The organism is Rahnella sp. R3(2024) (assembly GCF_042920125.1).
GTDB classification, from domain to species: domain Bacteria; phylum Pseudomonadota; class Gammaproteobacteria; order Enterobacterales; family Enterobacteriaceae; genus Rahnella; species Rahnella rivi.
This window is the reverse complement of sequence record NZ_JBHGBU010000001.1, coordinates 2,750,134-2,765,338: the sequence shown is the minus strand read 5'-3', so window position 1 is coordinate 2,765,338 and position 15,205 is coordinate 2,750,134. Positions and strand designations below refer to the sequence as shown.

General features: G+C 54.4%; 12 protein-coding genes. 7 read left to right on the top strand and 5 right to left on the bottom strand.

The window, feature by feature from the left end:
- The first annotated feature begins 17 nt into the window (after positions 1–17).
- The 3 genes from rhaD (at position 18) to rhaM (ending at position 2,539) form a co-directional block, all read left to right on the top strand.
- The gene (gene rhaD, locus ABSH60_RS12480) at positions 18–842 is read left to right on the top strand and encodes a rhamnulose-1-phosphate aldolase (protein WP_056776624.1); all 825 of its coding nucleotides are present in this window, start codon (positions 18–20) and stop codon (positions 840–842) included.
- A gap of 135 nt (positions 843–977) precedes the next feature.
- On the top strand, positions 978–2,126 hold the full coding sequence (fucO, locus tag ABSH60_RS12475) for a lactaldehyde reductase (RefSeq protein WP_390974194.1): 1,149 nt from the start codon (positions 978–980) through the stop codon (positions 2,124–2,126).
- A gap of 98 nt (positions 2,127–2,224) precedes the next feature.
- Positions 2,225–2,539: an L-rhamnose mutarotase gene (gene rhaM / locus ABSH60_RS12470; protein ID WP_056776618.1), complete on the top strand. Its 315-nt coding sequence runs from the start codon at positions 2,225–2,227 to the stop codon at positions 2,537–2,539.
- On the opposite strand, the gene ABSH60_RS12465 is transcribed toward rhaM, so the two are convergent.
- Entirely contained in the window at positions 2,514–4,763 is a 2,250-nt protein-coding gene (locus ABSH60_RS12465) for a YgiQ family radical SAM protein (RefSeq protein ID WP_390974192.1), read from the bottom strand. The genes rhaM and ABSH60_RS12465 overlap by 26 nt on opposite strands.
- A gap of 406 nt (positions 4,764–5,169) precedes the next feature.
- Here ABSH60_RS12465 and ABSH60_RS12460 point away from each other — a divergent pair, with 406 nt between their 5' ends.
- Positions 5,170–6,669, top strand: coding sequence for a solute carrier family 23 protein (locus ABSH60_RS12460; RefSeq protein WP_390974190.1), 1,500 nt, complete (start codon positions 5,170–5,172; stop codon positions 6,667–6,669).
- A gap of 68 nt (positions 6,670–6,737) precedes the next feature.
- Here the strand turns inward: ABSH60_RS12460 and ABSH60_RS12455 are convergent, their stop codons facing one another.
- The 3 genes from ABSH60_RS12455 to ABSH60_RS12445 form a co-directional block, all read right to left on the bottom strand.
- Positions 6,738–8,390, bottom strand: coding sequence for a dihydroxyacetone kinase subunit DhaK (locus tag ABSH60_RS12455; protein WP_122094282.1), 1,653 nt, complete (start codon positions 8,388–8,390; stop codon positions 6,738–6,740).
- Positions 8,391–8,535: 145 nt separating this feature from the next.
- Positions 8,536–9,903: an L-serine ammonia-lyase gene (locus ABSH60_RS12450; protein WP_056776606.1), complete on the bottom strand. Its 1,368-nt coding sequence runs from the start codon at positions 9,901–9,903 to the stop codon at positions 8,536–8,538.
- A 103-nt stretch (positions 9,904–10,006) separates the two neighbouring features.
- A complete protein-coding gene (locus tag ABSH60_RS12445; protein WP_056776603.1) occupies positions 10,007–11,290 on the bottom strand; it encodes an HAAAP family serine/threonine permease in 1,284 nt (427 codons plus the stop codon).
- A 583-nt stretch (positions 11,291–11,873) separates the two neighbouring features.
- Between ABSH60_RS12445 and ABSH60_RS12440 the strand changes: the two genes are divergently transcribed.
- The 3 genes from ABSH60_RS12440 to ABSH60_RS12430 are packed head-to-tail and all read left to right on the top strand — an operon-like array spanning position 11,874 to position 14,268.
- The gene (locus ABSH60_RS12440) at positions 11,874–12,467 is read left to right on the top strand and encodes a YfiR/HmsC family protein (protein ID WP_390974187.1); all 594 of its coding nucleotides are present in this window, start codon (positions 11,874–11,876) and stop codon (positions 12,465–12,467) included.
- Positions 12,468–12,469: 2 nt separating this feature from the next.
- Complete coding sequence (locus ABSH60_RS12435; RefSeq protein WP_390974185.1) at positions 12,470–13,753, top strand: diguanylate cyclase domain-containing protein; 1,284 nt, start codon at positions 12,470–12,472, stop codon at positions 13,751–13,753.
- A 17-nt stretch (positions 13,754–13,770) separates the two neighbouring features.
- Complete coding sequence (locus ABSH60_RS12430; RefSeq protein ID WP_056776593.1) at positions 13,771–14,268, top strand: OmpA family protein; 498 nt, start codon at positions 13,771–13,773, stop codon at positions 14,266–14,268.
- On the opposite strand, the gene ABSH60_RS12425 is transcribed toward ABSH60_RS12430, so the two are convergent.
- Complete coding sequence (locus ABSH60_RS12425) at positions 14,269–15,141, bottom strand: LysR family transcriptional regulator (RefSeq protein ID WP_056776591.1); 873 nt, start codon at positions 15,139–15,141, stop codon at positions 14,269–14,271. It abuts the gene before it with no gap.
- Between the last annotated feature and the right edge of the window lie 64 nt (positions 15,142–15,205).

Here is a 15,205-nt window from a genome sequence, read left to right as displayed (position 1 = left end):
TTCGCAGGAAAGAACTGATGAAAACATTATTTAGCGCGTGGTTTGTACAGGGCATGGTTAAAGCAACCACAGATATGTGGCTGAAAGGCTGGGATGAGCGTAACGGCGGCAACGTCAGCATGCGTTTGTTACCGGAAGATATTGCCCCCTACAAAAATGATTTTTACGCCCAGCCCCGCACGGTGGAACTGACTCAACATGCGCCGGATCTGGCGAATGAATACTTCATCGTCACCGGTTCCGGGAAGTTCTTCCGTAACGTACAGCTCGCCCCTTCGGAAGCGCTGACCGTGATTCAGCTCGATGACAAAGGCGCCAGCTACAAAATTCTGTGGGGCCTGACCGCAGGCGGCCTGCCGACCTCAGAACTGGCGTCACACCTGCAATCTCACGCCGTACGTAAACGTGTCACGAACGGGCAGGATCGGGTGATCATGCATTGCCACGCCACCAACCTGATCGCACTGACCTACGTGCTGGAACTCGACAGCGCCAAAATCACCCGCAAGCTGTGGGAATGCAGCACCGAATGTCTGGTGGTGTTCCCCGACGGCGTGGGCATTGTGCCTTGGATGGTGCCGGGCACCGACGGCATTGGCGCCGCCACTTCCGATCAGATGCAACATCACAGCCTGGTGCTGTGGGCGTTCCACGGTATCTTCGGCTGCGGTCCGACGCTGGATGACGCCTTTGGCCTGATCGACACCGCCGAAAAATCGGCAGAAATTCTGGTCAAAGTGATTTCCATGGGGGGCATGAAACAGACCATTCAGACCGACGAACTGATTGCCCTCGGCAAACGTTTTGAGGTCACGCCTTTCGAGGCGGCACTGAAAGCCTGATCCGGCGGTTGCTGCTCCGGACACGATAAATCCTGCACGGGGAACAGAGGATGTTCCCCGTAGCAAGAACGGGCAAAGACCCGGGAGCATCGCCACACAGAACATCAGTTCTATTTACTCTTAGAGGGATTTTTTATGAGTTTTATGTTGGCACTTCCTAAAATCAGCCTTCACGGCCAGGGCGCAATCGAAGATATGGTGGCGATGCTGGCAACCCGACAACCGGGCAAAGCGCTGATCGTTACCGACGGCCAGTTAGTCGAACTCGGCCTGCTTGATAGTTTATTCCACGCACTCAAACAAGCGGAATTGCCCTACGCCCTGTACGGTGGCGTCGTGCCCAATCCCACCTCCGCCCATGTTGATCAAGGCTTGCGTCTGTTTCAGGACAATCATTGCGATTACCTCATCGCTTTCGGCGGTGGCAGCCCGATTGATACCGCCAAAGGCATTAAAATTCTGACCGCCAATCCGGGGCCCGCCACGATGTATGCCGGTGTGGGCAAGGTCACTAAACCGGGCGTTTTTCTGGTGGCCATCAACACCACGGCGGGCACAGCGGCAGAACTCACCAGCAATGCGGTGATCATCGACAGCCAGCGTCAGGTGAAAGAAGTGATCATCGATGCCAACCTGATCCCGGATATCGCCGTAGACGATCCTTCGGTAATGCTGAAGATCCCGGCGGATGTGACCGCAGCCACCGGCATGGACGCGCTGACCCACGCCATTGAAGCCTATGTGTCACTCGGCGCGCATCCGCTGACGGACCCGACCGCGCTGGCCGCGATTTCAACCATTACCCAATGGCTGCCAAAAGCGGTGGATCACGGCGATAATCTGGAAGCGCGTGAGAAAATGGCGCAGGGGCAATATCTGGCAGGCATGGCGTTTAACAGCGCCGGTCTGGGCCTGGTTCATGCTATGGCGCATCAGCCGGGCGCGACGCACAATTTGCCGCACGGCGTCTGTAATGCGATTTTGTTGCCGATCGTCGAAGAATTTAACCGCGCTTCTGCCCCGCACCGCTTTGCTGATATCGCCCGCGCGATGGGCGTACATACGCAAAGCATCAGTGAAACACAGGCGAGCATCGCGGCCATTGATGCGATCCGTCAATTGTCGGCACGAGTGGGGATCCCGTCCGGTTTCAAAGCACTGGGGATTCAGGAGGCCGACATTGAAGGCTGGCTGGACAAAGCGCTGGCAGACCCTTGCGCGCCATGCAATCCGAGGGCGCCGACACGCGAAGAAGTGCGCGAGTTGTATCTGAAGGCGATGTAGTTTTTAGCTCCTTTCTCTGCGAAGAGTGAAAAAGCAGGGGCGATTTCTTTACTCCTCCCTCCGCGAAGAGGGAGGGGGCAAACCAGGCAGGAGAAAACATGATCCGTAAATCTTTCGTGATGCAGGTTAACGCCAATGCGCACGACGAATATCAGCGTCGTCATTCGCCAATCTGGCCGGAACTGGCAGAAACGCTGAAAGCCCACGGCGCGCATCACTACAGCATTTTTCTGGATGAAAAACGCAATCTGCTGTTTGGCTATGTGGAAATTGAATCAGAAGAGAGATGGAACGCGGTGGCGAAAACGGACATCTGCCAGCAGTGGTGGAAGCATATGGCAGACGTGATGCCTGCCAATGCCGATAACAGCCCGATAAGTGACGATCTTAAACCGGTCTTTTACCTCGACTGACTCCCCGGTTTTCACCTTTCCCCTGTGCTGCCGGTTTTCCGGCTTTTCCTGTTGCCGGCCCTGCGGCGACCGGTTTTTTCCCCGCGCGTGCTTTCCCTGATCCGCTTGCCGGATCCTGTGCCTTCGATGCGGTAAAGCGGGTCGCCGCAGGCCGTGCGATCCCCGAGCGAGGCGGAGCGAAACGAGGATCAAACCCGTCCGGCGGCACCAGACAATCCGGGCGCACGCCAATCAGACGGCGCATGCCCATTGCGGTCAGCGCTTCGCGGATCACCGGCCAGTTCACCGGATCGTGATAGCGCAGCAACGCTTTATGCAACCGGCGCTGACGATCGCCCTTCGGCACCACTACATCTTCACTTTTGTAATCGACTTTATTGAGCGGATTCTTGCCGCTGTAATACATGGTGGTGGCGCTGGCGAGCGGCGACGGATAAAAGTTTTGCACCTGATCCAACCGGAAGCGGTTTTTCTTCAGCCACAGCGCCAGATTGATCATATCTTCAGTGCGCGTGCCCGGATGCGCCGAGATGAAATAAGGGATCAGGTACTGCTCTTTCCCGGCCTGTTTCGAATAGCTGTCGAACAGCTCTTTGAACCGGTAATAACTGCCCATACCCGGTTTCATCATTTTCGACAGCGGCCCGGTTTCGGTATGCTCCGGCGCGATCTTCAGATACCCGCCAACATGGTGTTCAGCCAGCTCTTTGATATAACGCGGATCTTCCACCGCCAGATCGTAACGTACGCCAGAGGCGATCAGGATTTTCTTGATGCCTTTCAGGCTGCGGGTGCGGCGGTAAAGGTTGATGGTAGGCTCATGGTTGGTGTCCATGTGCATACAAATTTCAGGATACACGCAGGAGGCGCGTCGGCAGCTTTGTTCGGCTTTTGGCGACTGGCAGCGCAGCATATACATGTTGGCCGTCGGGCCACCGAGATCGGAGATCACACCGGTAAAACCGGGCACATTGTCGCGGATCTCTTCGATTTCGCGGACGATCGACTCTTCCGAACGGCTCTGAATGATCCGCCCTTCATGTTCGGTGATCGAACAGAACGAACAGCCACCGTAGCAGCCACGCATAATATTGATCGAGAAACGGATCATGTCGTACGCCGGAATGGTGGCCTTTCCGTAAGACGGATGCGGCACGCGCTGGAACGGCAGCGCAAACACTGCATCCATTTCCTCAGTGGACAGCGGGATCGCCGGTGGATTGATCCACACATAGCGATCGCCATGTTTTTGCATCAGCGCACGCGCGCAGCCAGGGTTAGTTTCGTGATGCAAAATGCGCGAGGTGTGCGCGTACAGCACTTTATCGCCCTTCACTTTTTCAAATGACGGCAGCAGCACGTAGGTTTTCTCCCACGGCTTCGGTTTTGGCGCGCGAACGGTGACCGGCTGCGCCGCGTCGGGTGCGGGCAGTTCGCCTTCTGAACAGGGCAAATCTTCGCCGTACGGGTTCATGATCGGCTCAATACGACCCGGTTTATCGAGGCGGGTGGAATCCACCCCGCTCCAGCCAATCAGTGCGGTTTTACGCATCACGGCGGTATTGCGCACGTCATGAATATCAGTGATCGCCTCGCCCGCCGCCAGACGGTGCGCCACTTCCACCAGGGGCCGTTCGCCGTTGCCATAAATCAGCATGTCAGCCTTGGAATCCACCAGCACCGAGCGGCGTACGGTATCGGACCAGTAATCGTAATGCGCAATGCGCCGCAGGCTGGCTTCGATACCGCCAAGCAAAACCGGCACATCGCTGTAAGCTTCTTTGCAGCGCTGAGAGTAGACCAGCGTGGCGCGATCAGGCCGCTTGCCGCCGACGTTATCAGGCGTATAGGCATCGTCATGACGCAGTTTTCGATCAGCGGTGTAGCGGTTGATCATCGAATCCATGTTGCCGGCGGTCACCCCATAAAACAGATTCGGTTTGCCAAGGCGCATGAAATCGTCTTTGTTACTCCAGTCCGGCTGCGCGATGATCCCCACGCGGAACCCCTGCGCCTCCAGCATACGGCCGACGATCGCCATACCGAAACTCGGATGATCGACATACGCATCGCCCGTCACCACGATCACATCACAACTGTCCCAGCCGAGCTGATCCATTTCCTCACGGGTCATCGGGAAAAACGGCGCAGTGCCGTAGCATTCGGCCCAGTAACGCGGATAAGAAAACAGGGTGCGATCGGGTTGGATCAGGCTGATTGGCATAAAGAGTTTTCGCTGAAATAAAGGGGGACGTTGCTTAAGCACGGCTTATACATCGTGATTTAGCAGCCAGAAATTCAAGGGCGGAGATTATACGTGGGCAAAAAATAGTCTGCTGCGGGGAATGGCTTTGGCATGCGTGAGATCAAGGTTTTCAGGCCGCAAACCCGGTTTTCCGTGATCGCCACCTCACCACTCTAAGATTTTCCTTATGCGGAATTGCCGACTACCATGTTAGAAAGTGCATCAGAAAGCTTCAAATCGTAACTAAAGAATTTCTAACTTTAGACGTTGACCGCCACCGGGCCATCGCGAATTTTTCGCCGCCCCCTGACAGAGAGAAGCCCATTGTGACCGCATCCATTCCACGCCCTATCCTCACCTTTTCATACGCAGTGGAGAGCACTTCATGACGATAAAATCCTCTGAAAGTCTCAACATGAGTTTCCTGCGTTACGACATCCCGGCCGGGATTGTCGTGTTTCTGGTGGCGTTGCCGCTGAGCCTTGGCATAGCCCAAGCCAGCGGATTACCCCCTTTTGTCGGCCTGCTGACCGGCGTTATCGGCGGCATCATCGTCACCCTGCTCAGCCCGTCGCGTTTTGCGGTCAGCGGACCGGCTGCCGGGCTGGTGACGATTGTGGTCGGTGCCATGGAAACGCTCGGATCCTTCTCCTCCCTGCTGCTGGCGCTGATGCTGGCGGGCGTTCTGCAAATCGTCTTTGGGATCATAAAAGCCGGACGCTTTGTTTCGCTGATCCCAGGTTCAGTGATCCAGGGCATGCTGGCGGCGATCGGTATTTTGCTGATCATGCAGCAGATCCCGGTCGCGCTTGGCTATCAGGGTGAAGACGGATTACGCGGCATTTTTAGCGATCCGGCGTTAAGTCTCTCGCCCGCGGTTCTGATTGTCTCGGCTGTCGCCCTGCTGATTTTGTGGCTGTGGACCACACCGCCGTTTAAGCGCATCAAACTGATGACCTATGTGCCCGGCCCGCTGGTGGCGGTGTTATGGGGAAGTCTGGCGATGATTTTCGGTGACCGCATAGTGCCGGATGCGATGCAGGCCTTGCCGCGCATTGCGCTGCCGAAATTTGACAGTGTGGATGAGGTCACCTCACAGCTGGAAAAACCGAACTGGAGCGCGTGGAATAATCCGCAGATTTACGTGATTGCCGCCACGCTGGCGCTGGTCGCCAGCCTGGAAACGCTGCTCAGTCAGGAAGCGCTGAAAAAGCTGAAAGAGCAAACTCCCGCGCCTTCGCCCAACAAAGAAATGCGCGCGCAGGGGATCGGGAATCTGATCAGTGGATTTCTCGGCGGCATGCCGATCACAGCCGTGATCGTGCGCAGCTCGGTGAACGTGAATACCGGCGCGCGCAGCAAGGTGTCGATTCTGCTTCACGGCGTGCTGTTGCTGCTGTGCGGCATGTTTTTTAGTGACATGCTCAACACCATTCCGCTGGCCTGTCTCGCGGCGGTGCTGCTGTATACCGGCTACAAACTGGCCTCACCGGCTTTGTTCATGACCCAGTGGCGGCTTGGTCTGCCGCAGTTTCTGCCATTTATCGCCACGCTGGCCGGTATTCTGGTCTTCGGGATGCTGGCCGGGATCGGCATCGGCCTGCTTGCGCAGTTGCTGTCGAGCACATACAAAAGTCATCACAATGCGATGCAGCTAACGCGCAACGAAAACCATTATGTAATGCGTTTTCATCAGAACCTGACGTTCCTTCATAACCCGCGTCTGCAAAGCTTGCTGGCGGAGATCCCCGATGACAGCGTGGTGCGGGTCGAACGGGAGAATGTCGGGTATATCGATCCGGATGTGAAAGCGGTGCTGTCAGATTTCGGGGCAAAAGCGCCGGATCGCAATATCACGCTGGATCGCTGGCCGGTCGGGCACTGATTTCTGAGCGCTGAAAAACAAAAGGCCTGTCGGTTTCCCGCAGGCCTTTTTCATTTACGCAGGCAAACTTATTTCTTCGCCAGCGCCTCAAACACTTTCTCGACAGCCACCGCGCCCGGATCTTTCACCCCTTTCAGGCTGTCACTGCTCAGATAAGAAGAACGGCCGGCGTTGGCCTTCTTCATGCTGGCGGTATCTTTCGCGCCTTTGGCCGCCGCTTTGGCCGCGCCTTTCAGGGCATCTTTCTTGCCCAGCGCTTCCAGCGCCGGTTGCAGGGCGTCGATCATGGTGCGATCGCCGAGATCGGCACCGCCGTAATGCTTCATACGCTCCAGCCCGAACAGTAAGGCTTTCGGCAATTTTTCGCCCTCTTCCACTTTTTTACCGGCAGCGGTAAAGAAGATCGACATCAGCACGCCGCTGGATCCGCCCATCACGACGGCCAGACGATCGCCCACTACACCGAGCAGATCCGCCACATTGTTCAGCGGCAGTTTTTTCGCTTTGTTCTGTTTCTGGATATCGCGGGCACCGGTGGCAAACGTCGAACCGGTATCGCCGTCACCAACTTTGGCGTCAAGTTTGTTCAGCTCATCTTCGAGATCGGAAAGCGTCTGGGTAATGGTTTCCACGATCTTACTGACCTGCGCATTAGAAGACGCTTTTACCGTTTTCTTATCGCTGATTTTCTTGCCTTTTTTGGTCGCCAGTTTTTCCAGCTTCACCAGCGGCTGCCAGCCGGACGCTTCCACTTCTGCCAGCAGGGCTTCTTCAATGCCGCCTTTGAGCGCAATCACCGAGAGCGAGAACCCTTTCATATCCAGCGCACTGACCAGCGAAGCCGGGCCAATCAGATAACGGATCGACCCGCCGAGCGCGGAATGCACCACTTCTTTGGTGATCTGACTCATCTCCAGCGGAGAAACGCCGCCGAGGTTGTTGATCAGTACCGCCAGCTTGTCGCTTTTCTTCACATGCGGCTGGAGCTTTTCGACCAGCGTATCGACGATTTTTTTGCTGTTCTGGGTCTTCATCTTCGACACACCCGGCTCGCCGTGAATGCCTAAACCCAGCTCAACGTGGCCTGACTCGATACGTTGTTCTTCTTCATCTTCTCCGCCACCCGGCAGGCTGCAACCGGCCGCCGCCACGCCGATACTGGCGGTGGCATCAATCGCCTGCTGGGCGATTTTAGTGACATCTTTCAGAGATTTTCCCTGCTCTGCCGCGTAACCGGCAATTTTGTGCACCAGCGCTGTACCGGCGATGCCGCGCGGCTGCTTGTTGTCCGGCAGGGAAATGTCGTCAGACACCATCACCAGCTCGACGTTATAGCCCATGCCTTTGGCTTTCTCGGCGGCCAGACCGAAATTCAGACGGTCGCCGGTGTAGTTTTTGACGATCAACAGACAGCCCGCTTTGCCGGTGACCGCCACGATCGCGTTCAGCACCGCATCGACGCTCGGCGAGGCGAACACTTCGCCGCATACCGCCGCGGTCAGCATCCCTTTGCCGATAAACCCGACGTGCGCCGGTTCGTGGCCCGAGCCACCGCCGGAGATCAGCGCAACTTTTTTCTTATCCCAGTCGCGCCGCACAACGACACGAATGGCCGGATCGATGTCCAGTTTTGCCAGATTTTTGTAGGGAGAGGTCAGGATCACCCCTTCGATAACATCGTTAATCAGAGTCTTGCGGTCATTCATGAAAAATTTAGACATGCCGGACGTTTCCTTTTAACTGTTTTCCAGGTGTTTTGAGGGACTACATAAATTTTTTGATAACCAAAACATAGCACAGGAGGAAAATCGGGAAGGAGACGAGAAAGGCGGTTTCCCGCCTTTTAGGAAATATGAAGGAAAGAGATCAGTTACAAGCCAGGACTTTTATCGCCAGACCACCGGTAGACGTTTCACGGTATTTTGAGTTCATGTCCTTACCGGTTTCGTACATGGTTTCGATGACTTTATCGAGACACACGCGCGGCTCGCTGGTGCGGCGCAACGCCATACGCGATGCGTTGACCGCTTTCACCGCAGAGATGGCATTACGTTCGATGCACGGTACCTGAACCTGTCCGGCCAGCGGATCGCAGGTCAGCCCGAGGTGGTGCTCCATCGCGATTTCTGCCGCCATAAATACCTGCGCGGTGCTGCCGCCCAGCAACTCGGTCAGACCCGCTGCCGCCATGGAACAGGCCACGCCGACCTCGCCCTGACAACCGACTTCTGCACCGGAAATCGACGCATTCATCTTAAACAGAATGCCGACCGCGCCTGATGCGAGGAAGAAACGGCTGTACGAATCAGGGCTGATCGGGCGGATAAACTGATCGTAATAAGTCAGCACCGCAGGAATAATGCCGCACGCGCCGTTAGTGGGTGCAGTGACCACGCGGCCACCGGCGGCATTTTCTTCGTTCACCGCCATCGCGTACATATTGATCCAGTCCACCACGCCCATCGGATCGACATTATTTTTGTCCTGCGTCACCAGTATGCGGCGCAGCGCGGCGGCGCGGCGGTTGATTTTCATCGGCCCCGGCAGCAGCCCTTCGGTATGAATTCCGCGGGTAATGCCTTCGCTCATGACATTCCAGATCGCCGCAAAATGTTCGCTGATTTCCACGCGCGAATGGCCCGCCAGTTCGTTTTGCAGCATCAGCGCGGAGAGCGACAGGCCGGTGTCGGTGCAGTGTTTTTGCAAATCACTGGCCGAGCGGAACGGATACGGACGCACGACAGGGTTTTCATCCTGTAGCCCGAATTTGCTGGCTTCGACGATAAAGCCGCCGCCAATGGAGTAATACGTTTGTGTGTACAGCAGATCATCGCCGTTAAAGGCGCTGATGGACATGCCGTTTTCATGCAGCGGCAGATTACCGGTGTGGAAATTCATGCCTGAATCCGCCGGGAAATCGACCTCTTTGGCGCCCTTGCCGAGCATCAGACGTCCGGTGGTTTCAACCTGACGAATAAACCCAGGAATCGCATCAATATCAACGTCATCCGGCATATTTCCGGCCAGCCCCATAATGATGGCCAGATCGGTGTGGTGACCTTTACCGGTCAAAGATAAAGACCCGTAAACATCTACCACCACGCGGGTGGTCTGTGCGAGATGACCTAAAGAAATAAGTTCATCAGTGAATATTTTCCCGGCTTTCATCGGGCCAACAGTATGCGAACTGGAAGGACCAATACCAATTTTGAAAATATCGAAGACGCTGATCACGGTGGACTCCATGTCTGAATAGGATTACGGGAAATAACAGGAAAAGAGGTGCAGGAAACAGTGAGCGGGAATATTCCCGCTCACTTTACTTCGGTTTTAATGATTAACCAATCAGGCTAAATACAATGGCTGACATGGCAATCAGACCCATAATTACCACGAAAACATTACTGATGTGGCCGCTGTATTTTCTCATTGCCGGGACTTTACGAATGGCATACATAGGCATCAGGAATAATAACATCGCAATAATCGGGCCGCCGAGGGTTTCAATCATACCCAGAATACTTGGGTTCAGCGTGGCAACCGCCCAGGCCGTGACTAACATGAAGATGCCGGTATAACGGTTGAGCTTAGGTAATGGAATTGTTTTCCCTTTGCTGCGCAGTGATTTAATCACCATGCCGTTAAAACCTTCACGTGCACCGAGATAATGACCGAGGAAAGATTTGGTAATTGCGATAAAGGCAATAAATGGAGCGATATATTCAATCACCGGGTTAGAGAAATGGTTGGCTAAATACGACAGAATAGAAACGTTCTGAGCTTTGGCTTCCATCAGGTCTGCCGGAGAGAGGCTCAGGACGCAGCTGAAGACGAAGAACATCACCGTCAGCACCATCATGATGTGGCTAAATGCCAGAATGCGTGAGCATTTTTTCTCAGCGTCGTCGCCGTACTCTTTACGTTTTGCGACCGCAAAAGAAGAGATAATTGGCGAGTGGTTGAAGGAGAACACCATCACCGGAATAACCAGCCACAGGGTCATCAGCATGCCGTGCCCTACGCCGTTACCGGACAGGGAGACATTCTCAAAGACTGTGGTGTTCCAGTTTGGGATCAGGTACAGCGCCAGCGCCATTAATACCGCAACGAACGGGAAGACTAAAATGCTCATCGCTTTGACGATCAGATCCTGACCGAAATGCACCAGCGTCATTAAGCCTAACAACAATACCAGCGACAATAATGCGCGCGGAGGTGCTGTCAGATGCATCTGATGAGTAATAAAGCTCTCAACGGTATTGGTGATAGCAACGCTATAAACCAACAGGATCGGGTAAATCGCGAAGAAATAAAGCAGCGTAATTAACTTACCGGCAGAAATACCAAAATGCTCTTCTACCACTTCGGTAATATCTTCACCGGCATTTTTCCCTGATAAAACAAATCGGGTTAATCCGCGGTGAGCGAAAAACGTCATTGGAAATGCCAGGATAGCCATAATAATTAACGGTATTAATCCGCCAATACCGGCATTAATCGGTAAGAAAAGAACACCTGCCCCAATTGCTGTTCCGTACAGACCCAACATCCACATGGTATCGGTTTTACGCCAGGAACTGACTGACTCTTTAGACAGCGTTCCAATAGTTGTGTTATCCATAATCCCTCAATGCTTATTTATAAAGTAATTCGTTTTCCCCAGAATGGTTGATGTTTTTTTCACTGCACCCGTCATCAAAAAAACCATCCTGACGGATAAAACATACCATTAATGCGGGCATGATACCTATCCGTAGCATAAAAATCTGGGTAACCGCGTAGCTTTGAGATCATGGTCACGAATATCCTAAAATAGCCGCCTAATATTCCTTTAAATTCCAAACCATTAACATTTTCTCCAATTTAATTTCATCAAAAGGAGAGGCTGATAACATTATTCTTAACGAATTATTTGTTATCGCCGTGACTATTATTTAATTAACGGTTGAAATACAAACAAGTTGAATTATTTAACGGCTCAGCCAGACAAAATATATGTTCAATAAATAAACAATGCGAAAACGAATTACATTAAGACTTCTTCAGTATTCCCTGTTGTGTCTGCCTCCATGTCAACAAATCAGCACAATTGTGCCGGTTTACGGGCAGATAAATTTTTTACTGACGCTTTCAGAAGTATTGCCGATAAAGTTATTCTTACGCCGGTGAAACAATTTTAACCGGATGAATCGCAGAGCGAGCCCATGGACAAAGCCCGACATTCTTTTTGCCTGTCAGTGAAGACGCGTAACCGCCGGTTATTCAAGGCGATGTACGGCTTTGCCATGCTCATTTTTCTCACTATCGCCCCGCTGACGCAAAGCGTGGCAGAAACACATGATGACGTGGCGCAGGATGCGAGCGTCGCCCAGACCGTTAACGGGATCCTCAGCTATTCGCGCTGGCCCGCCGGGGAGGCTTCTTCAACTGCGTTGCGGCTTTGCATCATTCCCCCGGTAAAATTTGCGGCGCAGTTAACGCCCGATGGTAGTGCTTTCTCCGGCAGACCGCTCAACGTGATGACTTACCCTTTCGACAGCCCGATGCTGGCGACGCAATGTGACGCCATTTACTCCGGCTACACCTCGCCGGAACAGCAGGCAGATTTAAACCAGCGACTCACAGGCCACGCGGTACTGACCATCAGTGAGCAGGATGACGGCTGTGCATTACTCAATGCCTTTTGTCTGGTGATCACCCCTCAACATACCGGGTTTAAATTGAACCTGGATACGCTGTCACGCAGCGGCGTGCGGGTAAATCCCGCCGTATTACAACTTGCCAGGGAAAAGGAGTAACGATGAAGAATAAAACTATTCCTGTTCCTGAGGTTGAACAGCCGCGCCCGCGTAAAACCCTGGGCGCTGCGCTCAACCGCATCCACGTTATTGTGATTTTGACGGCGATCGGCCTGGCGGGCTTTTTACTGACTTTACTGGCGCTGATTGCCCTGCGCTCCCATGCGGAAAGTAATCTGCAGCTGACCGCGCGTGCCATCAGCTACACCACAGAAGCCGCGCTGGTGTTTAACGATGCCTCTGCCGCCCATGATTCGCTGATTTTCATTGCCGACCGGGGAGATTTCTCAAAGGCGAAAATCCTGACCCCGGCGGGCAATACCTTCGCCGAATGGCAACGCCCGACGGAAGGGAACTGGGACAAACTGGGGCAGTTCATCGGACATCTTGCTTTCCCGGATCCGGTGACGCTGCCGGTGATTCATTCCGGCTCGGTGATCGGCACCGTCTGGCTTACCGGCAACGGCACCAGCCTGCTCGGCTTCCTGCTGGAAACAGTGCTCAGCCTGATTGGCTGCCTGGTTCTGACGGCGCTGGTTGCGCTCTATTTCTCGCGGCGGATGCAAAAAGGCATCGTGGACGCACTCGGCCATATCACGCGGGTTACCCATGAAGTGAGCGCTAACCGCTCCTTTAATCTGCGCGTCCCTTCCGCGCCGGTTGCCGAACTGCATACGCTGAGCCAGGACTTCAACAGCCTGCTGACGGAACTGGAAGCCTGGGAAAATCACATGAAAAACGAGAACGTATCCCTGACCAAAAAAGCGTTGCACGACGGCCTGACCGGTCTGCATAATCGCGCGTTCTTTATTGATACCCTCAATCAGTGCTTCAATCCGATGCGCCCGCCGCTGTCTCTGGCACTGCTGTTTATTGATGTCGATAACTTCAAAGAGATCAACGATTCACTCGGCCACGCGGCAGGGGATCGGGTGCTGATGGTGATTGGCGAACGTCTGTCGAAGACCCTGCGCGAAGGCGATGTGCTGGCGCGCCTGGGTGGCGATGAGTTTGCCATTCTGCTTGACCCGATGAACTCTACCGCCGAATCGGTGGCCTTTGCCGAACGCATTGTCGATACCATGAAAACGCCGGTGATATTGCTCAACAACAAGACGCTGGATGTTTCGCTGAGTATTGGTATCGCGCTGTCACCTTCACAGGCACACAGCGCTAAAGAGTTACTGGAAAAAGCCGATGAAGCGATGTACCGCTCGAAAAAAATATCAGGCAGCTGCTGGCATGTTTCAACAGGCATGCCGCTGACCGTCGTGACGAAAGACTAAAAGGAGTTAACACCACCATGCATGCGTATCACACATTGAAAACCTGGTATCAGTTCGCCGCGATGGGACTGTGCATTTTGCTGCTGGCCGCCTGCCAGACCAAACCCGCCGGACTCACTGCGGAACAGATCGCTGTTTTGCAAAAAAATGGCTTCACGCAGACTGCCGCAGGCTGGGAACTGGGTCTGGATGCGAAGGTGCTGTTTGGTAACAATCAGGCGACGCTTTCGCCGGAAAGTGAAAAAACGGTCGAAAAACTTGCCAGCGATTTGCTGCATGTTGGCCTGATGAAAGTGAATCTCGACGGCCATACCGACAACTACGGTGATGTCGGCTACAACAACGATCTGTCACTGCGCCGCGCCAACACCGTCGCCGCGGCCTTTGCTCAGGCCGGCATGCCACGCGCCAATATTCACACGCGCGGATTAGGCCAGAGCCAGCCGGTCGCCAGCAATAAAACGCAGGAAGGACGCGCGCAGAACCGTCGGGTGTCTGTGATTATTGTGGTGTAGCTATAACAACCCCACCAGATGCAGCGCGGCCTTGCAGTTATCCGTTCTGCGCCACGCCAGCGCTATCTGCGTCGTCAATGTCTGCCCGGCAATGGGCAGACAGCGCACATTATTCTCATCAATTTTACCGAGCGACGCCGGCACCAGCGCGTAACCAAATCCTGTCGCCACCATACTCAGCGATGACGTGATTTGCGGACACTGCTGACCGTAGCGCGGCGAAAAACCCGCTTCTTCGCAGGCCGTCGTCACCGCATCGTACAACCCCGGCGATAAATCCCGTGGAAAAGTGATCAGCGCGTCGTGACGCAGCGCCGCCAGCCGGACGTCCTTCCCCTGGCTGAGCGGATGCGTTTTCGGCAGCGCCACCATCATCTCTTCAATATCCAGAACCTTAAAACTGAACGCTTTGCTGCGTTCGCAGGGCAGACGAATAAAAGCCACATCGAGCGCGCCCTCGCCCAGCGCGGTCATCAGCCCTGCCATGTCTTTTTCCTGCGGCTCCATCACCATGCCCGGATATTTATCCCGAAAGCGATGTAAGAGCGAAAAAACCTGCGGATTAAACGCGGTCGAAGTCGCAAAACCGATGCGCAGCGTGCCGTTCATGCCACGGGCCACCGAGCGCGTGCGCTCAAGGGCGGCATCGGTCAGTTTGATGATATTCAGCGCCTCGTCGTACAGCACTTTTCCGGCTTCGGTCAGCTCAACGCCACGGGTCAGGCGTTTCAGTAAAGGGGTACCGATTTCATGTTCGAGCCGCTGGATTTGCTGGCTCAGAGGAGGCTGGGAGATGCCCAGTTGTTCAGCAGCACGGGTGAAGTGCCCCGTTTCTGCCACCGCCACAAAATAGCGCAGATGACGCAGTTCCATATCAAAAACGTCTCAAAGTGAACACCTCCTCATATTGGAACTCAGGGCGGAATGGCGTCAACCT